General features: G+C 67.1%; 25 protein-coding genes, 1 tRNA gene and 1 pseudogene. 17 read left to right on the forward strand and 10 right to left on the reverse strand.

The window, feature by feature from the left end; all coding sequences use genetic code 11:
* Positions 1-72: 72 nt before the first annotated feature.
* Together arsH and EAH76_RS20615 are read right to left on the reverse strand one after the other, a co-directional pair.
* Positions 73-816, reverse strand: a complete 744-nt coding sequence (arsH, locus tag EAH76_RS20610) for an arsenical resistance protein ArsH (RefSeq protein ID WP_140852156.1) — start codon at positions 814-816, stop codon at positions 73-75.
* A 40-nt stretch (positions 817-856) separates the two neighbouring features.
* Positions 857-1519: a TenA family protein gene (locus tag EAH76_RS20615; RefSeq protein ID WP_140852157.1), complete on the reverse strand. Its 663-nt coding sequence runs from the start codon at positions 1517-1519 to the stop codon at positions 857-859.
* Between the two features lie 239 nt (positions 1520-1758).
* Here EAH76_RS20615 and EAH76_RS20620 point away from each other — a divergent pair, with 239 nt between their 5' ends.
* Together EAH76_RS20620 and EAH76_RS20625 are read left to right on the forward strand one after the other, a co-directional pair.
* Positions 1759-2415 (forward strand): sulfite oxidase-like oxidoreductase, encoded by a 657-nt coding sequence (locus tag EAH76_RS20620; protein WP_140852158.1) that lies wholly within the window; start codon positions 1759-1761, stop codon positions 2413-2415.
* 272 nt (positions 2416-2687) lie between these two features.
* On the forward strand, positions 2688-3833 hold the full coding sequence (locus EAH76_RS20625) for a glycosyltransferase (RefSeq protein WP_206667917.1): 1146 nt from the start codon (positions 2688-2690) through the stop codon (positions 3831-3833).
* Here EAH76_RS20625 and EAH76_RS20630 read toward each other — a convergent pair.
* Genes EAH76_RS20630 through EAH76_RS20640 form a run of 3 tightly spaced genes read right to left on the reverse strand, consistent with a single transcriptional unit; the run spans position 3767 to position 7853 of the window.
* A complete protein-coding gene (locus tag EAH76_RS20630; protein WP_140852159.1) occupies positions 3767-4678 on the reverse strand; it encodes a glycosyltransferase family 2 protein in 912 nt (303 codons plus the stop codon). The two genes, EAH76_RS20625 and EAH76_RS20630, sit on opposite strands and share 67 nt — an antisense overlap.
* On the reverse strand, positions 4675-5835 hold the full coding sequence (locus EAH76_RS20635) for a glycosyltransferase (protein ID WP_140852160.1): 1161 nt from the start codon (positions 5833-5835) through the stop codon (positions 4675-4677). The genes EAH76_RS20630 and EAH76_RS20635 overlap by 4 nt, the downstream gene beginning before the upstream one ends.
* Positions 5832-7853, reverse strand: a complete 2022-nt coding sequence (locus EAH76_RS20640) for an HAD-IIB family hydrolase (protein WP_140852161.1) — start codon at positions 7851-7853, stop codon at positions 5832-5834. The genes EAH76_RS20635 and EAH76_RS20640 overlap by 4 nt, the downstream gene beginning before the upstream one ends.
* Positions 7854-8204: 351 nt before the next feature.
* On the opposite strand from EAH76_RS20640, the gene EAH76_RS20645 reads away from it, so the two are divergent.
* Genes EAH76_RS20645 through EAH76_RS20660 form a run of 4 tightly spaced genes read left to right on the forward strand, consistent with a single transcriptional unit; the run spans position 8205 to position 12370 of the window.
* A complete protein-coding gene (locus EAH76_RS20645) occupies positions 8205-9140 on the forward strand; it encodes a glycosyltransferase family 2 protein (protein ID WP_140852162.1) in 936 nt (311 codons plus the stop codon).
* The gene (locus tag EAH76_RS20650; protein ID WP_161989104.1) at positions 9137-10348 is read left to right on the forward strand and encodes a bifunctional PIG-L family deacetylase/class I SAM-dependent methyltransferase; all 1212 of its coding nucleotides are present in this window, start codon (positions 9137-9139) and stop codon (positions 10346-10348) included. Before EAH76_RS20645 ends, EAH76_RS20650 begins: the two co-directional genes overlap by 4 nt.
* Positions 10345-11307, forward strand: coding sequence for a glycosyltransferase (locus tag EAH76_RS20655; RefSeq protein ID WP_140852164.1), 963 nt, complete (start codon positions 10345-10347; stop codon positions 11305-11307). Before EAH76_RS20650 ends, EAH76_RS20655 begins: the two co-directional genes overlap by 4 nt.
* On the forward strand, positions 11300-12370 hold the full coding sequence (locus tag EAH76_RS20660; RefSeq protein WP_140852165.1) for an acyl-CoA dehydrogenase family protein: 1071 nt from the start codon (positions 11300-11302) through the stop codon (positions 12368-12370). The genes EAH76_RS20655 and EAH76_RS20660 overlap by 8 nt, the downstream gene beginning before the upstream one ends.
* 395 nt (positions 12371-12765) lie before the next feature.
* On the opposite strand, the gene EAH76_RS20665 is transcribed toward EAH76_RS20660, so the two are convergent.
* Positions 12766-12840: transfer RNA gene (locus EAH76_RS20665), tRNA-Thr, on the reverse strand.
* 81 nt (positions 12841-12921) lie between these two features.
* Between EAH76_RS20665 and EAH76_RS24730 the strand changes: the two genes are divergently transcribed.
* Positions 12922-13047, forward strand: a complete 126-nt coding sequence (locus EAH76_RS24730) for a hypothetical protein (RefSeq protein WP_277754306.1) — start codon at positions 12922-12924, stop codon at positions 13045-13047.
* Here EAH76_RS24730 and EAH76_RS20670 read toward each other — a convergent pair.
* On the reverse strand, positions 13037-14830 hold the full coding sequence (locus EAH76_RS20670) for an aminopeptidase P family protein (RefSeq protein WP_140852166.1): 1794 nt from the start codon (positions 14828-14830) through the stop codon (positions 13037-13039). The two genes, EAH76_RS24730 and EAH76_RS20670, sit on opposite strands and share 11 nt — an antisense overlap.
* 202 nt (positions 14831-15032) lie before the next feature.
* Here EAH76_RS20670 and EAH76_RS24580 point away from each other — a divergent pair, with 202 nt between their 5' ends.
* From EAH76_RS24580 to EAH76_RS20695, 9 genes and pseudogenes are all read left to right on the forward strand, one after another.
* Positions 15033-15398, forward strand: coding sequence for a hypothetical protein (locus EAH76_RS24580; RefSeq protein ID WP_241659815.1), 366 nt, complete (start codon positions 15033-15035; stop codon positions 15396-15398).
* A 27-nt stretch (positions 15399-15425) separates the two neighbouring features.
* Positions 15426-15680, forward strand: coding sequence for a hypothetical protein (locus tag EAH76_RS24585; protein WP_241659816.1), 255 nt, complete (start codon positions 15426-15428; stop codon positions 15678-15680).
* Positions 15659-16090, forward strand: coding sequence for a HAMP domain-containing protein (locus EAH76_RS24590; protein WP_241659817.1), 432 nt, complete (start codon positions 15659-15661; stop codon positions 16088-16090). Before EAH76_RS24585 ends, EAH76_RS24590 begins: the two co-directional genes overlap by 22 nt.
* A gap of 24 nt (positions 16091-16114) precedes the next feature.
* Positions 16115-16297 (forward strand): annotated as a pseudogene (locus EAH76_RS24735) (methyl-accepting chemotaxis protein); the annotation flags it as partial.
* A gap of 55 nt (positions 16298-16352) precedes the next feature.
* A complete protein-coding gene (locus EAH76_RS24600) occupies positions 16353-16877 on the forward strand; it encodes a methyl-accepting chemotaxis protein (RefSeq protein WP_277754307.1) in 525 nt (174 codons plus the stop codon).
* Positions 16878-16930: 53 nt separating this feature from the next.
* Positions 16931-18991 carry a S9 family peptidase gene (locus EAH76_RS20680; RefSeq protein WP_140852167.1) on the forward strand — a complete coding sequence of 687 codons (2061 nt, stop codon included), beginning with the start codon at positions 16931-16933 and terminating at the stop codon, positions 18989-18991.
* A 141-nt stretch (positions 18992-19132) separates the two neighbouring features.
* Complete coding sequence (locus EAH76_RS20685) at positions 19133-19708, forward strand: DedA family protein (protein ID WP_140852168.1); 576 nt, start codon at positions 19133-19135, stop codon at positions 19706-19708.
* A complete protein-coding gene (locus EAH76_RS20690) occupies positions 19705-20094 on the forward strand; it encodes an acyl-CoA thioesterase (protein ID WP_140852169.1) in 390 nt (129 codons plus the stop codon). Before EAH76_RS20685 ends, EAH76_RS20690 begins: the two co-directional genes overlap by 4 nt.
* A 63-nt stretch (positions 20095-20157) precedes the next feature.
* The gene (locus EAH76_RS20695) at positions 20158-20772 is read left to right on the forward strand and encodes a YbhB/YbcL family Raf kinase inhibitor-like protein (protein ID WP_140852170.1); all 615 of its coding nucleotides are present in this window, start codon (positions 20158-20160) and stop codon (positions 20770-20772) included.
* Positions 20773-20916: 144 nt separating this feature from the next.
* Here EAH76_RS20695 and ppc read toward each other — a convergent pair whose 3' ends face one another.
* The 3 genes from ppc to EAH76_RS20710 all read right to left on the reverse strand — a co-directional run bounded on the left by ppc (position 20917) and on the right by EAH76_RS20710 (position 24671).
* Entirely contained in the window at positions 20917-23595 is a 2679-nt protein-coding gene (gene ppc / locus EAH76_RS20700) for a phosphoenolpyruvate carboxylase (RefSeq protein ID WP_140852171.1), read from the reverse strand.
* A 46-nt stretch (positions 23596-23641) separates the two neighbouring features.
* Complete coding sequence (locus tag EAH76_RS20705) at positions 23642-24040, reverse strand: calcium-binding protein (RefSeq protein WP_161989105.1); 399 nt, start codon at positions 24038-24040, stop codon at positions 23642-23644.
* A 64-nt stretch (positions 24041-24104) separates the two neighbouring features.
* Entirely contained in the window at positions 24105-24671 is a 567-nt protein-coding gene (locus EAH76_RS20710) for an HNH endonuclease (RefSeq protein ID WP_140852173.1), read from the reverse strand.
* Positions 24672-24802: 131 nt separating this feature from the next.
* On the opposite strand from EAH76_RS20710, the gene EAH76_RS20715 reads away from it, so the two are divergent.
* Complete coding sequence (locus EAH76_RS20715; protein WP_140852296.1) at positions 24803-25768, forward strand: glutamyl-Q tRNA(Asp) synthetase; 966 nt, start codon at positions 24803-24805, stop codon at positions 25766-25768.
* Position 25769 lies beyond the last annotated feature (1 nt).

Below are 25769 nucleotides of genomic sequence, written 5' to 3' on the forward strand. Positions count from 1 at the left end.
GTTGCGGTGAAGTGCGTGCTCACCGCAATGCGCCCAGATTAGGCTGTTCGGCGGCGCTGCGAGTGACCGGCGCTATCGATTGCCGATCGCATCAGCCGAGTGATCTTCGGCTAGCGATTTCATGCCCGCTTCTTTCCGTTCCGAATATCGATCGACGAGCTGCGCGGCATGCGGTCGCATCATGACGGTGAAGCGCACCAGCTCCTCCATCACGTCGACGATGCGGTCGTAATAGCTGGAGGCGCGCATGCGGTCGTCGTCGCCGAACTCCTTATAGGCCATGGCGACCGACGACTGGTTCGGGATCGTGAACATACGCATCCAGCGCCCCAGCAGGCGAAGCGTGTTGACGCTGTTGAACGACTGCGAACCCGCCGACACCTGCATCACAGCCAGCGTACGCCCCTGCGTTGGGCGCATGCCGCCGATCGCCAGCGGCAGATGGTCTATCTGCGTTTTCATCACGCCGGTGATCTGGCCGTGGCGCTCCGGGCTGCACCAGACGTGGCCCTCGGACCACAACGACAGCTCGCGCAGTTCGTGGACGGCGGGATGATCGTCGCCAGCGGTCTGATCGGGCAGCGGCAGATCGGACGGGTCGAAGATGCGCGTTTCGGCGCCGAACAGTCGGAGCAGCCGGGCCGCCTCCTCGACGCAGAGCCGCGAAAACGATCGCGCGCGCAGCGAACCATAGAGCAGCAGGATGCGCGGTGGCGGCTGATCGTCGCCGAGCCCCAGGGCCGGTCGGTCGATAACGAACGGCCGGTCGAGCGCGGGCAGATAGGCAGGGTCAGCAAGCGGACGCAGACGGGACAAAGGGGTTCTCTTCGACAAGGGGGCGGGCGTAATCGCGAAACTATACCGGCCAGTCGAGCTGCCGATAGGCGGAATCCCAGAACATCCATTCGTAGCGGGCGGCCGTGCGAAAAGCCTTGGCCATCGCCGCGCGTGCCGGTTTGGTCGACAGGCTTGCGGCGTCGTCCACCAGAGTGCGCACCCGACGCGTTGCCTCGCCAAACCCGGGGTCGGCATAGGTGTTGATCCACGCCTCGTAGGGATTGGGCGATCTGGCGATCGATTTGATCGCGCACCCAACCTCCCAATACACCCAAAAACACGGAAGAATGCCGGCGATCAATTCCTCGTAGCTGCGGGTGGCTGCGAGGCTCGCAAGGTAGCCGGTATAGCCGAGACAGGCTGGGCTCGGCTCGCTCATCGCGACCATGGCGGGCGTGATATCGAACTGTTTGAAGAAGGTCTGGTGCAGGATTTCCTCGACCTGCACCGCGACCTTGGCGCCGTCGGAAAATTCGAGCCGACCATCGGCACTGGGCGCGCGCGCCGCGGCGATCGCTAGGACGCGCGCGTATTCCGCCAGATACAGACTGTCCTGCAGGATGTAGTGCCGAAAGCTGGCGGGCGGCAGCGATCCGTCGGCGAGTTCTGCTAGAAACGGCTGCTCCAGGATGGAACGTCGCAGCGGAGCAACGTCTTTCCATATCGCATCGCAGAAGCTCATCGCATGATCCTCACTGAAAGTCCTGCTGCCGCCATCCGAGCTGATGCGGCTCTAGTAACCTGCCGATTGCTGGTCCACTGGCTTGTCGCGCTGACGCCGCAATCAAAATGTTGCTGGCCGTTCGCCCGCACACTTCTGGCGCGAGCTGGGCCACGCCGCATGCACCATATTGCGCTGCATCGGTCGGGTTGCGCGTGCGGCGGCGCTGTTCGATGATGCGGTTGCCGCTGGAGACCGCCATGACCGACGACACGCCGCCGCCCGACAGCAAGCTCACCCGCTCTAAGCAACGCTGGGCGAGCGAGCATAAGTTCATCACCGGGGAAGATCCGCGCACCGCGCAGCAGCGCCTGCCGCCAGGCCAGCATCTGGTACGCGACTGGCCGGTGCTTGACCTGGGCCGCCAGCCCGACGTCGCGCTCGAGCGCTGGGCGCTTGCAATCGGCGGCCTCGTTGAGCGGCCGGTGACGCTCGACTGGGCAGCGTTTATGGCGCTGCCGCAGCGGCGGACACAATCAGACATGCACTGCGTGACGACGTGGTCGCGCTACGACAATGCATGGACCGGGGTTGCCACGCGCGACCTGCTCGACCTCGTTCAGGCGCGCGAGGAGGCGGCCTTTGTCCTGCTGCACGGCTATGACGGCTATACGACCAACGTGCCGCTCGCCGACTTCGCGGACGAGGCGGCGATGGTGGTGCATAGCTGGGAGGGCAAGCCGCTCACCCGTTCGCATGGCGGACCAGCGCGGGTGCTGATCCCGCACCTCTATCTGTGGAAGAGCGCCAAGTGGGTCCGCGGGATCGACTTCATGGCTGCCGACAAAGCCGGCTTCTGGGAGGTCAACGGATACCATATGCGTGGCGATCCGTGGTCGGAGGAGCGCTATTCGTGATCAGAGCGGCGCTCTGGCTTAAATTTGACGGTCGCGAACAGGCTACGCCCCGCTGTCGGAGGATGATGACTGGAGAAGTCGCGTGCCTGTTTGGGCCCTTCGCTATCGGAACTCGTGCCTTGTATCGTCGGTACGGCAGATGGCGGCGATCGCACGGATGGCGATGGTGATGGGGCGGCCAACCTCGAGAAAACGGTTCAGTTCGCGACCGAATAGTGGTGGGTCGGCGGTCGCTGGTGGGCACGATCGCCCCATTGGGGTGTTTCGATTCCATGAACATCACCGAGCCAGCCAAACCCGCACGCGCCGTCAACTACAAATACCCGCCTTTGCGGATCGCCGTTATCGCACATCTTCGTCATCCGATTGCGATGCCGTTCATGGGCGGCATGGAAGCGCATTGCCATCAGCTCGTCACAGCGCTGGTCGCACGCGGCCATGATGTCACGCTGTTCGCCAGCGGCGACAGCGACCCCGTGCTGCCGCTTCATCCCATCGCCGAACGCCATTACGAGGCCGTGCTGCCCTGGGCGCAGTGGCATGGAACGCGCGAACTCACCGCATTCCAGGACACGGCCTTCGGCCACGCCTGGAACGCGATCGCCGGGGGCAACTTCGACATCGTTCACAACAACACGATGCACCCGACGTTGCACGTCCTCGCAAAGCGCGATCGCAGACCGATGGTGACGTCGCTCCACGTCCCCCCATTTGCGGGCCTTGCCGACGCGATCGCGGCCAACGCCGCGGCCTGGATGCGCCAGACGACCACGTCGCGGGCGCATCTGGCGACGTGGTGGACCAGACCGCCCGAAACCGCATCGGTCGTCCATAACGGCATCGACACCTCGCGCTGGCAATTCCGTCCGTCCGGCAACGGTCGGGCGGTCTGGGCTGGTCGCATAACGCCGAACAAGGGCACCGCAGTCGCGCTCGAAGCAGCGCGCCTGGCCGACATCGACCTGGACGTGATCGGGCCGATCGACTGCATGGATTACTTCACCGATCGGGTCGCGCCGTTGCTGGATCATCGTCGCGTCTATCGCGGCCTTCTCGGCGGCCAAGCTCTGATCGATGCTGTCGGTTCGGCGTCGGTATTGCTCTCGACCCCGATGTGGGACGAACCGTTTGGCCTGATTGCAGCCGAGGCGTTGGCCTGCGGCGTGCCCGTCGCAGCGCTCGATCGCGGCGCGATGCGCGAAGTTGTGGGCGATTGCGGTGTCCTGGCGACCGATGATGCCTCGCTCGCCAACGCGATCAGTCGGTCGGTGGCAATTTCCCGCACGGCATGTCGCGACCGGGTAGAGCGGTTGTTCTCGCTGACATCGATGATCGACGGCTATGAACGCTCCTATGCCGCGGCGATCGCAGCCTCGCGCGTTTCGAGCTGTGCCAGCACTATGGATGTACTTGCATAGGGCTGATCGACCTGCTGACGGGTCAGCGCCAGATCGGCCTCCTGGACTTCGCGCAGCCGCACATGCTCGCCGTCGCGCAGCGTGATCAGGCCCATCAGCGTGAACGCCTTGAGCCAATGCTCCATGGTGAAATGCCCCCATTTGTCGCGAAAGCGCGCGGCGTTGGCGATCACGCTGTCGACATGGTGGACAGGCGGCATGTGGTGCGGGTGGTATTGATGGTAGACTCGCGCGCCACGCACCCAGTGGATCGGCACGCCGGCGGTCATCGCGACGCGCCCGAAATCGGTGTCCTCCCCGCCATAGCCGACATAGCGTTCGTCGAAACCGCCGAGCGCGCGGAACGTCGCGCGCCGCATCGCGAAGTTGAGCGACCAGAAACAGCGATAGTCGGTACAATCGCCGAGCGCCTCGACCGGTGGCCCCGCCCGTTCGGAATGCTTGACGCCGATCGCCGCGAACCGGTCGAAATCGAGCCCCTCCGCCGTGGCGCCCGAGGGCAGGTACAAGACCTCCCCCATCAGCACCGCATCGACCGATCGCAACTGCGCCAGATAGTCGGCAACGAGCGACGGCTCCGGAATGCAGTCGACGTCGAGAAAGATCAGATGCTCGCCCTGCGCTGCCTGGGCGGCGGCGTTCCGCGCCGATGCCAACGGAATGCCGTCGGCACCCATCATGATCTGCCGCACCGGAAACCGCGTCGCGGGCAAGTCGTACGCCTCGCTTTGCATGACCGCGATCACCAGCTCGTCAGGTGTTTGCGTCTGCAAATCGAGCGCACGGACGACGTTGACCAAATGGGCCGAGCGACCATGGGCGAGCGTACAGATCGAGACGGTCATGACAGGCTTTCACAGATGAGATGATCGACAGCGGCAAGTTCGGGCGCTGCCGCGATGCCGGGCGACTTCCAGGCCGCGTCCGCCACGCGCAAAAGCCATGCGGCGACGTCCTGCGCCGCATGGGCGTCGAAGAGCGCGCGTTGCTGCGAGAGATCGAGCGATGCCGCGCGCGCCCACGCCTGCGTCCATGCGCCGACATGCGACGGCCAATGGTCGAGCATGGTCGCCGCGCCGGCTCGATCGAGCATCCGCGCCTTCCAGAGCTGTTCGTCGAAATAGCGCCATTCGGGCACGACGATCCAGGGACGCCCGACCGCCGCGATCATGTGGACCGTCGTATTGCCCGCCGAGGAGACGACACGATCGGCGGCCGCAATGTACAGCGCCGGCGTATCGACCCAGCCGAGATGCTTGAGGTTGCCCGGCGCCGTCGCATGCCACTCCTGCTCGACCGACCCGATCGTCAGCCAGAGCGCGTCGGGCTCGGCGCGCGCGCCGAGCGTGAGCGGGGTCGCGGGCGTGCCGGTGCCGCCGCCGCCCGCGATGACGACGACGATCTCGGCATCGAGCGGCAGGCCAAGCGCGGTCCGCGCCGCGTCGCGCCCGATCGCATCGATCTCAACCCCTACGCCCGGCGCATAGTGCGTCTTCGCCAGCATCCATGCCGGCCGCCCCGGCTGCTCGAGCGACGGGGCATAGGGCGCCAAGATCCCCAGCCCCGATTCATACGCCGCCATATGCCCCGGATCGCTGCGGTCGCCGTGCTGGAGGACGCTCACGCACGGGACCGACGCTATCCGGGCGAGTTGTGCCAGCTCGGCTGACACGTCGGTGATGAACAGCGCAGGCTGGGCGGTATCGAACCAGGTCGCGATCGCCGCGACGGCGTGCGTGATGCTCTTCCAGCCAAGCGGCGCGCAATGGAGGCTCGAGGGTGTGGGGGCGTTTGCCAGACCGAACGGCTCGTCGCCGACCGCTTCGAACAGCGACGGGATCGTCCGCACCGATACGTTTGCGGCGAGCGGCGGGAAGATGTCCGCGCGCGCCGAGAACAGCACCACTGGCCGGTCGCCGGGCAATGCGTTGGCGATCGCCGCGGCGCGCTCGGCATGGCCGCGCCCCTGATGATGGACGAAATACCCGATCGGTCGCGTCATGCCGCGCGCTCCATGGCAAAAGCGCGCATGCCTTCGACGACGCCGGCCGCATGCGCACGGTGGGCGAGGTAGATCGTCGGACGCCCGATCAGTTCGGCAAGCTCGGTGCTGTAGTTGGCGACGAGGATGCCGTTGTGGCACTGCGCGAGCATATCGAGATCGTTGCCGCTATCGCCGGCGGCATAGACCTGATCGGGTGCGACCCCCAAGGCGCGCGCCGCCCATTGCATCGCGGCACCCTTGCCGGCACGCGCCGGAACGATGTCCAGCAATCGCCCGTGGCTGTGGATGACGCGCACCGGCAGATCGGTGACCGCGCTGCGGATGGCGGCGACCACCGCGGGCTCCTCGGCGAAATAGCTGCGCTTGTGGCGCCGTTGCTCGACGGCCGGCTGGCGCTCGACGCCTGCAAGACCCGCGACGCGTGCCTCGACCGCTGCCGGATCCCAGCCGTGATCGATGTGCGCGGCATAATCGGCGTCCGCAACGAGCCGCGCGCCGTGACGCCAGTAGATTTCGGCGCCGACCGACGTGATCAGGACGTCGGGCGCGGGTTGCCCCCATTCCACGAGCAATCGCTCGGCTTCCTGTAGCGACCGTCCGGTCGCGACGCCGAAGGCGAGGTTTGGTTCAGCCTGAAGATACGCCGCCATGCCGAGCGCTCCGACGGTGCACCCGGTCAACGTATTGTCGATGTCGCAGAGCAATAAGCGCGAAGGGCGCGGTTTGGCTGCGGGGACCGTGAGGAGACCGTTCACGATCGCGACGAACCGCGCGGCATATCCATGCCAATCGAGCGACCGCGCATTCGTTCGTCCCGCGATCGAAGCCCGCGCCCATGCCATCTCATCATCGAGCAACGTGTTGATCGCAGCCGCGAAGCTTCCGGGATCGCGCGGATTGGCGACCAGGCCATGGCCCAATCGCGCGACGATGTCGGCAGGACCGCCATGGCACGTCGCCACGACGGGCAGGCCATGCAGCGCTGCTTCGGTCAACGTCAGGCCATAGGGTTCGGTCAGCGCGGGGTTGACGAAGATGCCGCGCGTTTCGCGCGCAAGCGCGTAGAGCGCGGCGACATCGTCTGCGGTATGGCGCTTGGGCAGCGCTAGCGTGCCGTAAAGGTCGTGCCGGTCGAGCCCGGCCAGCAGCCCCGCGATGACGCTCCGCTGTTCATCCTCGCCCGTATCCGGCCCATCGCGCAGGCCCGCCACGATCACCAGATTGGCGCGATCGCGCAGCCGCGCATCGCTCGCGAAAAGATCGATCAGCCCGCCAAGGTTCTTCTTGGCGACCGGCCGCGCGATGGCGAGGATCATCGGCTTGTCGGGATCGCGCAGGAACGGCGCGATCAACGCCCGGGCGCGGGTCAGGTCGCTCGGCGTGGCATAATCGAGACCGGCCCCTGGCGGCACACAGTGGATCTTTGCGGGGCAAGCCGCGGGATACGACATCAGCTGCCGCTCAGCCTCGTCGCGCGAGGATGCAACGATCGCATCCGCCGCGGCGATCGCCCGGTTCTCCTCGCCGATCCGCGATGCCATCGCCTCGCTCGGCCCGGACGCGCAGTTCGCCTTGTCGATGCCGAGCGAGTGCGCGGTGTATACGAAGGGGATGCCGAAACGATCGCGAACCAGCGCGGCGACGTCGGCCGCATCGGCAAAATGGGCATGGATCACATCGGGCCGCCGCTCGAGCGTCGCGATATGCGCGATCAACGCCGCGGCGAAAGCGGGACGATCGGCCGCTGCAGCGCCCTTGCAGAGATAGCGCCGATCCGCGGTCCCGATGCGACGGATCGCGAGGCTGTCTGTGATCGGCTCGAACGGGACCGCATAGGCCGCGCCTAGGCCGACGTCCTCGATCAGGCGCGTGACGATCTCGACCCTGTCGACATCGCTGCGCGCCGCCAGCGCCTGCGCGGCCCCAAGCGCATAGGTGATATGTCCGCCGGTATCTTCGGTCAGGCCGAATTCGATGGGCGGGCCTTTCAGGCACCCGCCAAGGGCAATCGACATGATGAACAAGGGACGGAAAACCTCAAGTCAAGGGATAGGCGCTCCTGACGGAACCGACCATATTAACGCAGGGTTCATGTTGTGGTTGCGCGTTCGAGACCCAATTGCCGCGGATTTTATATTGATTTGCATCAGCGCGAAGGCTCGTACTCTTTGGTGGGCGGGCATTTCGACGAATGACATCGCCCTGCGTTCACGGCCCGAGGCGTCGAATTCGCGCGACACGCGTTCAGCGGTGATGTGGAGGTCGAAAATGCGCGCCGAAGACAAAATACCGCAGAGCGGCAGTGTCGAATCCGGGCGCGTTTGGATCGCCCGGACCGGTCTGGTTCTCCCGATGTCAGGCAGCCCATGCAAAGTCTCATAGCGATACCGACCTACCAGCGCGCGCAGCAGATCGTACGCGCGGTCGAGGCAGCGCTGGCGCAGTCGCAGCATGACGTCAGCGTCGTCGTGATCGACGATGGATCGACCGATGAGACCCAAGCCGCGTGCGCGCGCTGGTTCGGCCATCCCCGCTTCGGCTACATCAAGCTCGAGCGGAACCTCGGCACGGCGGCTGCCAAGAACGTCGCGCTCGCGCTTCTTGCGTTCGACGCGATCACCTTCCACGATTCCGACGACATTCCCCATGTCGACAAACTGCTCCGCCAACAGCGCACGCTCTCGCGCTCCGGTCTCGTTGCTGCCGATTGCGCGCCCTGGCATCTCGCAGGCGGCGGCCAGGTCGCGGATGCGCCGGCCGAGCTCGATCTGGTGCTGACCGCGCATCGCTTCCTTTCGGCCGACGGTCGCGCGGCGCGGATCGCCCGCACGCTGTCGCTGGTCGAGGATTTCTTCCCCAATCTGCAATTCTCCGCAGGACCGCCCGGCGACTGGGTGCTGATCAACAGCGGGCTGTTCCGGCGTGACCTGTTCGTCCGGATCGGCGGCTATGCCGAAAGCGTCGAGGAAGATCGCGACCTGCGGAACCGCGCGCTTATGGCGGGCGCGCATATCTGGTTCATCGACGATGTCCTGCTCGACAAATACGAGCAGCCCGATAGCCTGACAGCCACAGGCGCGACGGGCTATTCGAGCACCCGGCGCCGGAACGATCGCGCCGCCTTATGGCAGCGGATCGCCGACTGGCGTCCCGGGACATCCCCCGCGCCGGTTCCGATCGATCTCGCCGACATGGGCATCGCGTTCGCGTCGCTGCCGCAACCCCTGGTCGTCGCGACCGACATAGCCCTGACACCCGCTACGCGCGATCGGCTCGACGCAATCGTGGCAGGGCTCGCATGACCGCATCGCTGCTCGTCATAGCGCCGCATGCGGATGACGAGATCCTGGGCGCGGGTGCGATCATGGCGCGCGCTGCACAGTCCGGTGCGCGGATCGCCGTCGTCGTGGCCACCAACGGCGCGGCGTCCGACCCCGGGCGCGACGCCGAGACTCTGGCAAACACGCGTCGCGACGAATGCCGCGCCGGGCTCGAGCAAATGCTGGGATATGTCCCCGCCCTCCTGTTCCTGGACCAACCCGATGGCGGGCTGTCGAGCACCGCGATCTCCCCCTCCCGAATGTCGGCGCTCGCCGATTTTGTCGCTGAGGTGGCGCCCGATACGATCCTCGTCACCGATCCAGCCGACGGGCACCCGGATCACAAGGCGGCGTTCGGCCTCGCCAGCCGCATCATTGGCTCGGGGATCGGCCGGGTGCTCCAGGTCATGCCGGTGAGCCAGCGGGTCGACCGCCGGTTCGACCCGACCGGCTATGACGCCATCGCGGTCGGGGACTTCGCCGAGCGTAAGCGCGCAGCCCTCGCCTGTCACCGGAGCCAGCTCGACCCGGTCGCGGGATTTTCGCTCGCGCCCGACATTTGCGACGCGTTCACCACGGTCGAATATGTGCGGACCGCCTATGATCGCCTCGACCGGAGCAACGACGCGATCCCTGCCGCGCATTTCGATTCGCTGTTCACGCAGTCGCCCGATCCGTGGCGCTATGACAGCGAGCCCTATGAGCGCGATCGTTTCCAGCGGACGATCGCCGCGCTGGCCGGGCGCCGCTATCGCTCCGCGCTCGAACTGGGCTGCGCGAACGGCGCGCTGACCGAGCAGTTCGCGCCGCTGTGCGACCGGTTGCTCGCGACCGACGCTTCGCAGGCCGCGCTGAGTGCCGCGCGCGATCGCATCGGTGCGCGCGCGAACGTCGTGCTCGAGCAGCGGACGATGCCGCAGGAGATGCCCGACGCGCGCTTCGACCTGATCGTCGCGAGCGACATGCTCTATTATCTCGGCCTCGACGGTGTCGTCGCGCTGATGGCCGCGATCGAGCAGTCCGCGATGCCCGATGCCCGCATCTTCCTGGCCAGTTATCTCGGCGAAACCGAGACCGTCATAACCGGCGAGATGGCTGCCGAGATCGCGATCGCGCATCTCCCTGGCTGGACGCGGATCCACGCCGAACGCACCGAGCGTCTGCGGATCGACGTGATGGCCCGGATATGAGCAGCGCCATCGTCGCCATCGCGATACCCGCCTACGATGAAGCCAACCGGATCGGGCGATGCCTCGATTCGCTCGCCGCGCAGGACGATCCCGGGCCGATCGTCGCGGTCGTCGTCGCCAACAATTGCAGCGATGCGACCGCCGCGATCGCACGCGCGCCGCGTGCGATCCGGGTCGATGTCATCGAACACCGCTTCGCCGATCACGAACGCGGCGCGGGCGCCGCGCGCCGCATGGCGATGGCGCAGGCCGCGCAGCATGGGACGATCGTGTTGACCACCGATGCCGACTGCGTCGTCGATCGCGACTGGGTCCGCGCGCATCGCGCCGCCTTTGCGCGCGGCGCCGATGCGGTGGCCGGGCGGGTCAGCGCGGACTGGTCCGAATTGTCGCTCCACCCCGTGGCCGCGCTGCGGATCGGCGAGCTCGAATGGACCTATCTCGGCCTGATCGCCGAAGCCGAGCCGCTTTTCGATCCCGTCGCACACGACCTCGCCCCCCGCCACGCCCAACGCTGCGGCGCCAATCTCGGCATAACCCGCGCGATGCTCGAGCGGGTCGGCGGAGTGCCCGCGCTGGCGACCGGCGAAGACCGCGCGCTGCTGGCCGCAGTGGAGCATGCCGATGGACGCATCCGCCACGATCGCGCGCCGCACGTCACGGCCTCGGCGCGCCTGATAGGACGCGCCGGCGGCGGCATGGCCGACGCGCTACGCCAACGGCTTTCGGCCGACTATCTGTGCGACGATCACCTCGTCCCCGCCGACGCGTTGATCGCGCTGTGGCGTGCACGCCGGGCGGCGCGCGCTGCATGGCGTGCCGATGCGGTTGATGGCACGACCTTCGGCAGCGCATGGGCGGCGACTGCGCGCAAATCCCATATCGCCCCCCGGCTGCGCCCGGCCGACCTCCCTTCCGAAATCGACCGCCTGCGCGACTGGATAGCCTCGAATGCCTGACCCGATATTGGCCGATGACACTCTCGCGGCGATCCGTGCGGGCGACGAAGCGCTCGATCGCGGCTTGCGCGGTCCGGCCGTCGAACTCGCGCTGCTCGCCGACGCCGGATTGCTCTCGGCGCCGTTGCCCGTGGATCGCGGTGGCCGAGGCTGGGGCACCAGCGCGGACGGCGCCGAGCCGATGCTCGCGTTGCTGGCGACGCTGGGCGGCGCCAGCCTCCCGCTGGCGCGGATCTACGAAGGGCACGTCAACGCGATCAAGCTCTTCCTGCGCTACGGGGATCAAGACCAGCAGGCGCGCGTCTGCGCCGCGGTTGCGGCGGGCTCGATCCTCGGCGTCTGGGGCGCGGAGCGCGACCGACCGGTCACGATCGATGCCGATGGACTGTTGGCGGGGGTCAAGACGTTTGCTTCGGGGCTCGGCGATGTGACGCACGCGATCGTCACCGCGCGCGTCGCGGATGGGCTGCGGATGGTGGTGATCGATGCGACCGATGCGGCGCGCGGCGAGATCTTCGATTGGGACGTCGACGGCATGGTCGGCAGCCGGTCGGGCCGGTTCGATTGTACGGGGCTCCCGGCGGGTCCGGCCGATTGCCTCGGCGCGGTCGACGCGCTGTTCATCGAGCCCGATTTCAATGGCGGGGTGTGGCGGTTATGCGCTTGCTATGCCGGCGCGATGGAGCGGTTGGCGCGCTTGACCGCGCGCCAGATCGACCGCACCGGCAGCCGCGACGACCCCCTTGCCGCGCATCGTCTCGGGCATCTCGCGATGGAGGCGAGGGGCGCCGTGTTATGGGCCAGGTCGGCCTGCCTGGCTGTGGAAGCATTGCAAGCATCCCCGGCGGAGGCGGTCACGACGACGTTATTCGCGCGCGAAGCGATCGAGCAAGCCGCAACGCGCCTGTTGGCGTTGGTCGAGCGCGTCAACGGCACCGCGATGCATCGCCGCGGCAGCGAGATCGGTCGGTTGTCGCGCGATCTTCGCCTGTATCTCCGCCAGGCCGATCTCGATGGGAAACTGCGCGTCGCGACGGCAGGCTGGGTCGTCGGCGAGCCATGATCGAGGGATACGCATACGAATTCGCATTGGGAATGCGATCAAGAGGCTGCGCCATCTGACCGGGGCAATGGCAGGTGATGCCGCCAGCCGTCGGATCAAGTCGGACACGGTCTTATGCGAACGCAGACCGCGTGGCAGCTACCAGGCAAACGGCCTTGAGCCAGAGATCGCTTTGAACGCTTCGTTGCCGCGCGCCGCCACAGAGTTCTCGCTGTCATAAACTTGAGAAGATCGCTGTCGCGAACGCATCGAGCACGCGCTGCCGAAGGCTGGTGCTGTTGCGCATCTGTGTGCGCGGCGACACTGATCTGCTTGGTCGGAAGAGGGCGGCGATCTAACTAAGCGCTAAGATCGCCGCCGCTCTTGCCCACGCCCTTGATATACAAGGGGGAAACTGGTGCTGCCGGTGAGGATTGAACTCACGACCTCAGCCTTACCAAGGATGCGCTCTACCACTGAGCTACGGCAGCATGTCCGCAAAGCACCTTACGGCGTCTGCGGAAGCGGCCTAAGACCCGTTGGCGCGGGGATTGTCAAGGAGCGTGTGACAGATGGGCAGCAAAGACGACGAAAAAGCCGCGCGGCTCGCCGCGGCGCTGCGCGAGAACCTCAAGCGCCGCAAGGGGCGCGAGCGGGCACTCGACACCGCGCCGCGCGACGACGACGTCACGAAATAGGTGCGCATTTCGCGTCGAGCCAGGCGCGCTCGTCGGCATCGAGATGCGCGCCGATCACCGCGACGACGCGCTCATGGTACGAATCGAGCCATGCGCGTTCGGCCGCGCTGAGCATCTCGGCGACAATGAGCGAGCGCTCGATCGGGCAGAAGGTCAGCGTCTCGAATCCCAGCATCGGCGCGCCGCCGTCGAAACTGCGGTCCTCGACCAGGATCAGATTCTCGATTCGAATCCCGTATTCGCCCGCTTTGTAATAGCCGGGCTCGTTCGAGAGGATCATCCCGGCGCGCAGCGGCTCGGCGGGGCCGCCGCCGGGATAGCTCGGCGGGGCGATGCGCTGCGGGCCTTCATGGACCGAGAGATAGGCGCCGACGCCGTGGCCGGTGCCATGCGCATAGTCGAGCCCGACCGCCCATAACGGCCGCCGCGCGAACGGATCGAGCTGCGCGCCCGTCGTCCCGAGCGGGAAGACCGCCGTCGCCAGCGCGATATGGCCCTGCAGCACGCGCGTGAAGCGATCGCGCACCTCGGCCGTCGGCTCGCCGATCGGTAGGACGCGCGTCAGGTCGGTCGTGCCGTCGGCATATTGCCCGCCCGAATCGACGAGATAGAGCTGCCCCAGTTCGAGCGGCGCGTTCGATTCGGGGGTCGAATGGTAATGCGGGCTGGCGCCGTGCGCGCCCGTCGCCGAGATCGTATCGAACGAGGTGTCGAGCAACACGCCCGTCGCCTCGCGGAACGCCTGCAGCTTTGCGACGCACGCCAGTTCGTCGAGCCCGCCCTTGGGCGCCTCGGCCTCGACCCAGCGCAGGAATTTGGCGAGTGCGGCACCGTCGCGTGCCGAGGCGGTACGGTGACCGGCGATCTCGACCGGGTTCTTGACCGCCTTGGTCAGTACCACCGGGTCGCGCAGCGCGAGCACCGTGGCGCCACCCGAATCGAGCCGATCGAAGATCGCCGCGACCGCGCGCTCGGGGTCCGCAGCGATCGTCTTGCCGGCATAGCGGCCGAGCGCCTCGGCAAAGGCGGCGCGCGGGTGGAGCCGGATCGCATTGCCGAGGTGCTGGCGGACCGCGTCGCTGACCTTTTCGGGGGCGACGAACAGATCGGCGGTGCCGTCGGCATCGACGATCGCATAGGCCAAAGCGACCGGCGTGTGCGCGACGTCGCCGCCGCGCACGTTGAGCGCCCAGGCGATCGAATCGAGCGCGGTCAGCACCACCGCATCGGCGCCGGTCTCGGCCAGCCAGTCGGCGATCTGTGCGCGCTTGGCGGCCGAGCCGACGCCGGCGCGCGCCTCGTCCTGCACGACGAGCGGCGCGTCCGAGGCGACCGGGCGGTCGCTCCAGACGGCATCGATCGGATTGGCATCGACCGCGATCAGCTCGGCACCGCGCGCGGCGAGCGCGGCGCGCGCTTCCTCGACCCAGGCGCGGGTGTGGAGCCACGGATCGTAGCCGATCCGCCCGCCGGCGGGCGCATGCGCGCCGAGCCAGGCGGCGATGCTCGTCGCGGGGACGGCGACATACTCAAAGTCGGCGGCGGAGACCTGTTCGCGTACCTGCAGCGTGTAGCGCCCGTCGGTGAAGATCGCGGCGCTATCGGCAAGCACGACCGCGCTCCCGGCCGAGCCCTGAAAGCCGGTCAGCCAGGCGAGCCGCTGCGCATAGGCGCCGACATATTCGCTCATATGTTCGTCGGTCAGCGGAACGACGAATCCGTCGAGGCGCGATTGCTGGAGGTGCGCGCGAAGCGCGGCGAGGCGGGTGGAGTGGATCGACATGCACTTTTCTCGTGGCTGCTGGAAACAAGAGCGGCGGTGGCGGGGCGGCCCAACCCAGCGGGATCGGTCGCGACGTCGCGCGACCTTGGCAGATTGCGCGCGGGCGCAACAGGCCCGACCAGAATGATGCGCAGGCGCGCCCGGCCGGTCCGCGCACCCGCTATAATGAGCGTGTCGGTTTCTCCGGAAGAGATGTCTCGCCATGTCGATCGCCAAGCGCCTCCAACTCGGCAGCGTATTGATCATCACGACCGTCCTGCTGGCGATCGCGGTCTCCGCCTATAGTATCAACCTGGTCCGGATCGGTGGCCCGGTTTCAAGCGAAATCCAGTCCTCCTCGGACTTTGTCGCGGATATCCTGCCGCCGCTCGAATATGTGCTCGAGCCATTTCTCGAGGCGACGCTGCTCGCCAACCATCCCGAACAGATCGAACTGCGCGCTACACGGCTGGCGGCGCTGCGGCGCGCCTATGACGCGCGCCATGCCTATTGGACCGCGGCGAAGCTCGACCCGGCCCTGGTGCGCGCGCTCACGGTCGAAGCCGACGCGCCGGCGCGGCGCTTCTGAAACGGCGTCGAGCAGCTGACGGCCGCGGTGCGCGCGGGCGATGCCGCGGCGGTCCGCGCCAGCTACGATCGCGTCTCGGCCGAGTATGCCGCGCACCGCGCGCTGATCGACCGCGCGGTGACGCTCGCCCGGCAGCATCAGACGATGCTGAAGGCGCGCTCCGACTGGATCGTGGCGACCGCGTCGATCGCCTTGCTCGCGCTTGCGGCGATGGTGCTCGCAACGGCGATCGGCGCGGGGTCTATCTGCGGCGCAAGATCATGGCCCCTTTCGCCAGTGTGATCGACGTGACGATCGCAATTGCGCAGGGTACCGATCGCGCTGTCCCGTATGGCGACCGCGCCGACGAACTCGGCGACATGGCGCGCGCGGTCGATGTCTTCCGCCGCGCCGCAAGCGACCGCGCCGCCCAGGATGCCCGCACGAGCGCCGAGCAGACCTTCATCGCCGACGCGCTCGGCCAGGTGCTGCGCGCGATGGCATCGGGCGACCTGCGCCACAGCATTTCGGTCGATTTCTCGCCAAGCTACGCCGGCGTCCAGGCCGACCTCAACCGCGCGGTCGATACGCTGCGCACGATGGTGCGCACCGTGGTCGAGACGACGAACGCCATCAACGTCACGTCCGAATCGATCGCGCGGGCGGCCGGTGATCTCGCGCAGCGCACCGAAAGCAGCGCCGCCGCGATCTAACAGACTTCCGCCTCGATCGAGCGGATGAACGCACGGTTGCGCATCACCGCACAGGCCGCCGCGCAATCGTCGCAAGGGTCGCAACAGACGCTCGCCGCGGCAGGCGACGTGCGCAAGCGCACCGATGGCGCGATCGAGGCGATGCGCCGCGTATCGACGAGCACGGCGGGGATCGACGACGTGATCGAGGGGCTCGACAAGATCGCCTTCCAGACACGCGTGCTGGCGATGAACGCCGCGGTCGAGGCGGGGCGCGCGGGTGATGCCGGGCGGGGGATTCGCGGTGGTCGCCGATCTCGTCTCGACGCTGGCGATGCGCGCCGAGGACGAGGCGAAGCGCGCGCGGGTTCAGCTCAGCACGACGCAGGACGAAGTCGGGGTCGCGGTCGGTGCGGTCGGCCAGGTCGATGGCGCGCTCGAAACGATCCTCGCGCGCTGCGCCGAAGCCGCCGATCTGATGCGGGGCATTGCCGACGACAATGCCGCGCTCGCGACCGCGATCGGCGAGATCAAGGGTGCGGTGCACCAGCTCGACGGGATCGCACAGCAGAATGCGGCGATGGTCGAGCAGACCCTGGGTGCGGCGGCGTCGCTGGCGCAGCGCATTGCGGCGCTGGCGGGGCATGCCGGCGCTTTCCGTCACGATCGCCGCGAGCGCGACGTGCGCGTGGCGTTCGACCGGCGGGCAAATGGCGCGCGCCGCGCGCAAGGCGCGCCCGCACTTGCTGCGCCGGGGACGCTCGTGCGTCTCACCGACCGGGCGGCCGGGCCGCTCGTCTCCGCCTGATCGGCGTCGCGCACATCTCGACTTGTCCGGGCAGGAGCGGGTAGGGATCGGGGATGACCGATCTTACCCCGCCCGTCGCCCAGACCCGCGCCCATAGCTTCACCGCGCATGGGCAGACCATCGAAGACCCCTATGCGTGGCTGAAGGACCCCAATTACCCCGAGGTCGACGATAAGGACGTGCTCGCCTATCTCGCGGCCGAGAACGCCTATTTCGAAGGCGTGATGGCGCCGCACAAGGGGCTGATCGACCGGCTGTATGCCGAGATGAAGGGGCGCATCAAGGAAGACGATTCGTCGGTGCCGCAGAAGGATGGCGACTGGCTGTACTGGACCTCGTTCGAGACCGGCGGCGAATATCGCAAATGGTGGCGCAAGCCGGTCGGCGGGGGGGCTCCCGACCTGATCCTCGACGAGGTCGCCCTCGCCGAGGGCAAGGAATATTTCCGGCTAGGCGCCTTTTCGGTGTCGAACGACGGGCGGTTGCTCGCCTATGCGATCGACGACAATGGCTCGGAGCGGTTCGAGGTGCGCGTCAAGGATTTGACGAGCGGCGACCATCTGCCCGACGTCATCCCCGGCATGCTCTCCGAAATCGTCTGGACCGCCGACGACAAGGGTTTCCTCTACGGCCTCGCCAACGAGCAGTGGCGCACCGACAATGCGCGGCTGCACTGGCTCGGCACGCCGGTCGCCGACGATGTCGAATTGTTCAAGGAAGCCGATGAGGGCTTCCGCGTCGGCGTGTCGGAAACCAGCGACCGCAAATGGATCGTGCTGTCGAGCGGCGACCATGTCACGAGCGAGATCTATTTGCTCCCGGCGACCGACCCGCTCGCGACGCCGCTGTGCGTTGCGCCGCGCAAGGTGGGGCGCGAGTACGATGTCGACATGCACGGCGACACGCTGTTCATCCACACCAATGACGTGGATCCCAATTTCCGGCTGTGCACCGCGCATATCTCGGCGCCGGGCGAGTGGGTCGAGAAGATCGGTCCGTCGCGGCATTTCTACATGACCGGGATCGACTGCTTCCGCGATTTCTTCATCGTCGATGGGCGTGAGGACGGGTTGGATCAGATCGAGATCCACCGCTACGACAGCGCCATCGCGCCGCAGCGGATCGTCTTTCCCGAGGCGAGCTACGACGCGGGCCTCGGCAACAATCCCGAATATGCGATGGACGTGCTGCGCGTCGGCTATGAATCGATGGTCACGCCGGGCACCGAATATGATTACGACGTCGCGACGGGCACGCTGACCACGCTCAAGGTGCAGGAAATCCCGTCGGGCTATGACGGCGACAAATATCGCACCGAGCGGCTCAAGATCACCGCGCGCGATGGCACCGAGGTGCCGGTCTCGATCGTCTATCCCAAGGATTTCCCGCGCGACGGCAGCCGCCCGATCTATCTCTATGCGTACGGCGCGTACGGCTATGCGATCCCGCCGGGCTTCTCGACCGGGCGGCTGTCGCTGCTCGATCGCGGCTTTGCCTATGCGATCGCGCATATCCGCGGCGGCGACGACCTCGGCCAGCAATGGTATCTCGACGGCAAGCTCGAAAAGCGCGCCAACACCTTCAACGATTTCGTCGATGTGGCGAAGGGGTTGATCGCGGGCGGCTGGACCTCGGCCGGCAAGATCGCGATCGCGGGCCGCTCGGCCGGCGGCGAGCTGATGGGTGCGGTGGTCAATTCGGATCCCGAATTGTGGGGCGCGGTGATCGCCGACGTGCCGTTCGTCGACGTGCTCAACACGATGCTCGACGCCGAGCTGCCGCTGACGCCCGGCGAATGGCCTGAATGGGGCAATCCGATCGAGGATGCCGCAGCGTTCGAGCTGATCCGCGGGTATTCGCCGTACGACCAGGTGAAGGCGCAGGCCTATCCGCCGATGTTCATTAGCGGAGGCCTCAACGATCCGCGCGTGACCTATTGGGAGCCCGCGAAATGGGCGGCCAAGCTGCGCAGCGTGAAGACCGACAGCAATGTGCTGCTGCTCAAGACCAACATGGGCGCGGGGCATGGGGGCAAGTCGGGACGCTTCGAAAGCTTGCGCGAGGCGGCCGAGGAGCATGCTTTCGTGCTGTGGCAATTGGGCGTCGAGGGGTGATCGGGATGCCACCGGCTGCTCTTCTCGTCACCCCCGCGGAAGCGGGGGTCCCGCTACCTCGCGGTGTCCAAGAAGAAGAAGCGGGATCCCCGCTTTCGCGGGGATGACGGTGGTGGCTCAAGCAAGAGGCGGCATACGCTAGTGTCGATCGAAACGATCATCGCGAAATACGGTCTTGCCGCGCTATTCCTCGGCGCCGGGCTCGAAGGCGAGACGGTGGTGATCGCTGGCGGCTTGCTGTCGCACAAGGGTCTGCTGCCGCTCCCCGGCGCGATGGCGGCGGCGGCGGCGGGGTCGTTCGTCGCCGATCAGATCTTCTTCAGCGCCGGCCGCTATTTCCGCGGCAAGGCTTGGGTGAAACGCCAGCAAAAGCGACCGCTCTTCGCACGCGCGCTCGGTCTGCTCGAACGCTATCCGATCGGCTTCATCTTCGCCTTCCGCTTCATCTATGGCTTCCGCACGATCAGCCCGATCGCGATCGGCACGACCAGGGTCGAGACCCGGCTGTTCGTGCTCATCAACGCGATCGCGGCGATTGTGTGGGGGATCGCCTTCACCGGGATCGGCTATCTGTTCGGGCACAGTTTCGAGAAACTGATCGAGCGTTTCATGCCGCACGGCCACGCCGTACTGTATCTCGCGGGCGGGATCGTCGCGATCGCGGCGATCGTCGGGGGCGTGCATTGGTGGCGATCGCGAGCACAGCGCGACGCATGACGCGCTTCACCCAGATCATCACCGCGAGCCCGGCCGACATCGACGAACTCGGCCATGTCAACAATGCGGTGTGGGTGCGCTGGATCCAGGAGATCGCGGTGGCGCACTGGGTCGCGCTTGCGCCGGCCGAGCATCAGGCGGCGTATGTCTGGGTCGTGACGCGGCACGAGATCGACTATCGCGGCAATGTGCGCGTTGGTGAGACGGTGACGGGCGAGACCTGGATTGCCGCCCCGCCCAAGGGCGCGCGCTTCGACCGGCACGTGCGTTTCACCGGCGCGGACGGCAAGGTGAAGGTCGAGGCGGTGACGACCTGGGCGATGCTCGACCGCGCCACCGGGCGGCTGGCGCGTGTCCGCGAGGAGATCGCCGCGCCGTTTTTGTGACGCGGGCGGAACCTGTTGGCGCACCAAGGGCTTGAACGGGATACGGTTTCGAAAGGACCAGCGATGCTCGAACATGTCCCCGAATGGCTTGGCGCCAGCCTGCGCGGTGTCCGCGCCGGCGCCGAGCATCTTGCGATCGTCCATCCATCGCTCGGGATCGGCGCGGTCGAGATCGCGCTGAGCAGCCCGGCGTTCGGCGACTTTGCCGAGATGCCTGTGCGCTTCACCGCGGACGGGGAGGGCGTTTCGCCGCCGCTGCAATGGACCGACGCGCCAGCGGGCACGCAGAGCCTCGCACTGATCGTCGAGGACGCCGATTCGCCGACCCCCGCGCCGCTGGTGCATGCGATCCTGTGGGGCATGAACGTCGCGACCACCGGCCTCGCCGAGGGCGCGATCGCGGCCGATGGCGCGGCGGGTGCGATCGGGATCAACTCGTTCCTGTCGCAAGGCTGGCTCGCGCCCGATCCGCCCAGCGGGCATGGCGAGCATCGCTACGTCTTCCAGCTGTTCGCGCTCGATTGCTTGCCCGAGGATCTCGGCGACGGGCCGGGGCGTGGCGCGGTGCTCAACGCGATGGCGGGGCATGTGATCGGCGCGGGGATTCTGACCGGGCTGTATTCGCGCGGCGAGGTGGTCGATGCGCCGGTGGCGACCGGGGGGCCGGCGGTCGCGTAACGCAATCCTCCCCCGGGCACCGGGGGAGGTGGCAGCCGCAGGCTGACGGAGGGGGCCTCTCCGCGAGCGCACCGCTCGTGGCGCGGCCCCCTCCACCCTTCGCTAAATGCTCAGGGTCCCCCTCCCCCGCTACGCGGGGGAGGATTATCCGGAATTGCGCAGCGCGGTCGCGATCGCGTTGATCGACAGCAGGATGCCTTCGCCGATCCGCTCGTCCTCGTCGCCCGCGCGGCGGCGCTTGATCAGTTCGATCTGGAGCAGGTTGAGCGGCTCGATATAGGGCAGCCGCAGCCTGATCGACGCGTCGAGCGCGGGATGCGCCTCGAGCAGCCGCGACTGGCCGGTCACCGCGAGCAGACCGTCATGCGCCTGCTGCCACCCCGTCACGATCCGCGGGAAGATCGCATCGGCCAGCGCCCGGTCCTCGACCAGCGTCGCGTAGCGGGCGGCAATGTCCATGTCGGACTTGGCGATGACCTGCTCCATATTGGCGAGGCTCGCGGCGAAGAACGGCCACCCTTGCGCCATTTCGGCGAGCAGGCCCTTGTCCTCGAAAGCGTCGAGCGCCTGGCCGACGCCGTACCAGCCCGGCAGCATCACGCGCGCCTGCGCCCAGCTGAAGACCCAGGGAATCGCGCGCAGATCCTCGATCTTGTCGGACTTGGTGCGGCTCGCCGGGCGGCTGCCGATCTTGAGGCCGGCGATCTCGACGATCGGCGTCATCTGCCGGAAGAAGGTGCGGAAGCCCTCGGTTCCATACACCAGGTCGCGATACGCCGCGAAGGCCGAGGCCGAGAGCGTGTCCATCGCCGCCGAGAAACGCTGCGTATCGGCGGCCGACAGCGCATCGGGTTCGAGGCTGGCGAGCAACGTCGCCGAGGCCATCGCCTCGAGATTGGTGATCGCACTTTCGCGCGTGCCGTATTTGCCCGCGATCACTTCGCCCTGCTCGGTGATGCGGATGCGGCCCTGGACGGTGCCCGACGGCTGCGCGCGGATCGCCGCGAAGGCCGAGCCGCCGCCGCGCCCGACCGCACCGCCGCGGCCGTGGAACAGCTGCATGCCCACCCCGGCCCCGGCGAACACGCCCTTCAGCGCGGTCGAGGCCTTCGACAGGCTCCAGGTCGAGGTGAGATAGCCGCCATCCTTGTTGCTGTCGGAATAGCCGATCATCACTTCCTGGAAGCTGCGCGCCGCGGTGATGCCGCGCACCTCGGGGAGCGAGAACCATTCGGTCATGATGCCGGGCGCGGCCTCGAGATCGCCGATCGTCTCGAACAGCGGCACTGCCATGATCGCGGCACTCGGGTTCTCTCCCCCGCGGTAGAGGCCGACTTCCTTGAGCAGGATGTTGAGCTCGAGCAGGTCGGACACCGATTGCGCCATCGAGACGATATGCTGGACGATGCACGCCGGGCCGTATGTGGCATGCGCGTCGGCCGCGGCGCGGACGATCGCGAGTTCGGACTTGGTCTCGTCCGAATAATCGGCGAACGGGCTGGCGAGCGGACGCGCGTTCGACAGTTCGTGGCGCAGCAGCGAGACACGCTGCGATTCGTTGAGCGACAGGTAATCGCCCTCGACGCCCGCCACCTTGAGCAGTTCGGCGACGACGCGCTCGTGGACGGCGCTGTTCTGCCGAAGGTCGAGCGTGGCCAGATGGAAGCCGAAGGTCTCGCACGCGCGGATCAACCGGCCGAGCGCCCCGCCCGACGACAGCGCGCCGCCATCGTGGCGCAAGGCGCGCGCGATCGTCACGAGATCGGCGCGGAACGCCTGCGGATCGGGATAGCGCTCGCCCTTGAGCGCAGCGGCACGCGGCGCGGGCTTGCCGGTCAGCGCGAGATGCGTCGCCGCGAGGCGGGCATAGATTCCCGACAGCGCGCGGCGATAGGGTTCGTCGCTGCGGCTCTCGGCGGTGTCGCCGCTGGCATTGGCGAGCGCGATCACCGCATCGTCGGCGGGTGCAAGCTGGGTCGATATCGACAGTTCGGCGCCGAGCGCATGGACCGCATCCATATAGTAACCGAGCACCGCCTCACTCGCCTTGGCGAGGGCTGCCTTGAGGCTTTCGGCGGTGACGAACGGATTGCCGTCGCGGTCGCCGCCGATCCAGCTGCCGGGTTTGAGGAAGCTCGGCACACGCTCGCCGAGTGCGCGGTCCCAGCGCTGATAGAGCGCAGGAAGCGCGGGCAGGAAGACGTCGCGGAGATAGGAGAGGGCGATCTCGACTTCGTCGGTGACGTAGAGCCGCTCGCGCCGCAGTACGCGGGTTTGCCACAGCAAGGCGATCTGGCGCAGGATCGCTTCCTCGACATCGTCGCCATCGGGGGTTTCGGTCACCTCGGCATCGCGCAGCCGCATCAAGGCGGCGATCCGGTTGCGGTGATCGATCATCGACTTGCGGCGCACTTCGGTCGGGTGCGCGGTGAGTACCGGGGCGATCAGCGTGTGGCCGAGCAGGTCCATCACCTGCGCCTTGTCGATCCCCTCGCCGGCGAGGCGTTCGAGCGCGGCGGCGACGTCGGCGCCCTGCTCGGCGGTGACGCCCTGGCGATCCTCGGCCAGATTGGCGAGCATCGAGAAGAGCATGAAGCCGCGCACGAAATCGAGTGTCTCGTCGAGGTTCAGCGCGTCGAGCCCGAGATCGCTCTCGGGACCGCTGTCGCCATTTTTGGTCCGGTGCCGATCGACCGAGGCGGTGCGGATCGATTCGGTCCGCGCGTAGAGCGCTTCGCCGCCATAATTGCGGATCACGTCGCCGAGCAATTTGCCCAGAAAACGGATGTCGGGATTGTTTGCGATTCCGGGGAGGTCAGCCATGCCGCGATGCTGCATTGCGGCAGCAGCGCGGTCAATCGCCTGTCGGTTATTTCGCCGCGGTCGTCGCGGATGCGGCGTCGGCGGCGTCCTCGGCTTTGCGCGCGGTGCTGCTCTCGACATTGGTCAGCAGGCCGTCGTGATTGCTATCCTCACGGTCGAAGCGCGCAAGGCTGCCGCCGATGAATTCGCGGTGCGAGATCTTGCCGTCATGATCGGCATCGAGCGCGTTCAGCCGCTTGGCATATTTCACCGGGACCTCGGACTGTTCGATCGCGCCGTCGAGGTTGCGGTCTAGCCGGGTCCAGCGTGCTTCGAGCGCGGTTTCGTATTCGGCGCGCTTGAGCAGCGTCGGCGGCACGAAATTGGCAGCATATTCGTCATTGTTCGGCTTGGATTCGCATCCTGCCACCAGCAACAGACAGGTCGTGATCATCAGCCGGCGCATCGGTTTCTCCCTTTGCAGGGGTGAACGGCGCGCAAGGGCGATCGTTCCGGCCCCGTTGACGGACTCAGGCTTCGAGTTCGACGTCCCAATAGAGCCAGTCGTGCCAGGTATCGTGGAGGAAATTGGGCGGATAGCGCCGGCCATGTTCCTGTAGCTGCCAGCTCGTCGGGCGAATCGCGTCGATATGGAGCGGCATCCCCGCCTGTTTCGGTGTGCGCCCACCCTTTTTGAGGTTGCACGGCGAGCAGGCGGTCGCGACATTTTCCCACGTCGTGCGGCCGCCTTGTGCGCGCGGGACGATATGGTCGAAGGTCAGGTCGTTACCCGCACCACAATATTGGCAGACGAACTTGTCGCGCAGGAACAGGTTGAAGCGCGTGAAGGCGGGGAAGGCGCTGGGCCGGACATAGGATTTGAGCGCGATCACCGAGGGCAGTTTGATCCGCTGCGTCGGGCTGCGCACCTCGCGCTCATATTCGGCGACGATGTCGACGCGGTCGAGGAACACCGCCTTGATCGCGGTCTGCCACGGCCAGACCGACAGCGGATAATAGCTCAACGGGGTGTAGTCCGCGTTGAGCACGAGCGCGGGACAGCCATCGGGGTGGCGGATCAGATCGGGATGGTACACTTCGGCCCCTCCTTTACCACTGAGTGGCGCTTCCTGCGGGGCTTCAAGCCCATTAGGATGACGCTGTCATGACAGCGCTACCCGTCTTTTGCGATTTCAGCACGACGACCGACTCGCGGTCAAGTGCGCGCATGCCATCCGTCGTCACGCGTTTTGCGCCGAGCCCGACGGGTCGGCTGCATCTCGGCCATGCCTTTTCGGCGATCCTGGCGCACGATCGCGCGCGTGCTGCGGGCGGGCGGTTTCTGCTGCGGATCGAGGATATCGACGGCACCCGCAGCCGCGCCGAGCATGTCGCGGCGATCGAGGCGGATCTGCGCTGGCTCGGATTGGGGTGGGACGGGCCGGTGCTGTTCCAGTCGTCCCGGCTCGATGTCTATGCCGCCGCGCTCGAGCGGTTGCGGGGGATGGGGTTGCTCTATCCGTGTTTCTGTACGCGCGCCGAAATCGCGGCGAGCTTGAGCGCGCCGCATGGGCCCGAGGCGGTGTATCCGGGGACGTGCCGGGGGCTGCACGACGATATGCGCGCGGCGCGGATGGTACGCGGGGATCGGTTTGCGTGGCGCATCGATATGGCGAAGGCGGTCGCCCTCACGCCTCCCCTCCCTGGAAGGGAGGGGCTGGGGGTGGGGCGGCCCGAGGCGGACGTTGCGCTCCACTACGGGCCGACCCACCCCTCGATCCCCTCCCTTCCAGGGAGGGGAGGCGCGGCGGCGCTCGTATGGACCGACGAAATCGCCGGCACCGTCGTCGCCGATCCGCTCTCGCACGGCGACGTCATCCTCGCGCGCAAGGACGCGCCGGCCAGCTATCACCTCGCGGTGACGATCGACGATTCCGCGCAGGACGTCAGCCACGTCGTGCGCGGAATCGACCTGTTCGCCGCGACGCATGTCCACCGCCTGCTGCAAGTGCTGCTCGGGCTACCGACGCCGACATATCACCACCACGCGCTGATCGCGGACGCCGATGGCACGCGGCTCGCCAAGCGCACCAACGCTCCCACGCTCGAACGCCTGCGGCTGGCGGGCGAGGACGGGGCATCGGTGGCGGAGCGATTGCGCGCGGGCATTGGCTTTATCGCGGTGAATGCCTAGA

It is taken from the genome of Sphingomonas glacialis, from assembly GCF_006439055.1.
Taxonomy (GTDB): domain Bacteria; phylum Pseudomonadota; class Alphaproteobacteria; order Sphingomonadales; family Sphingomonadaceae; genus Sphingomonas; species Sphingomonas glacialis_A.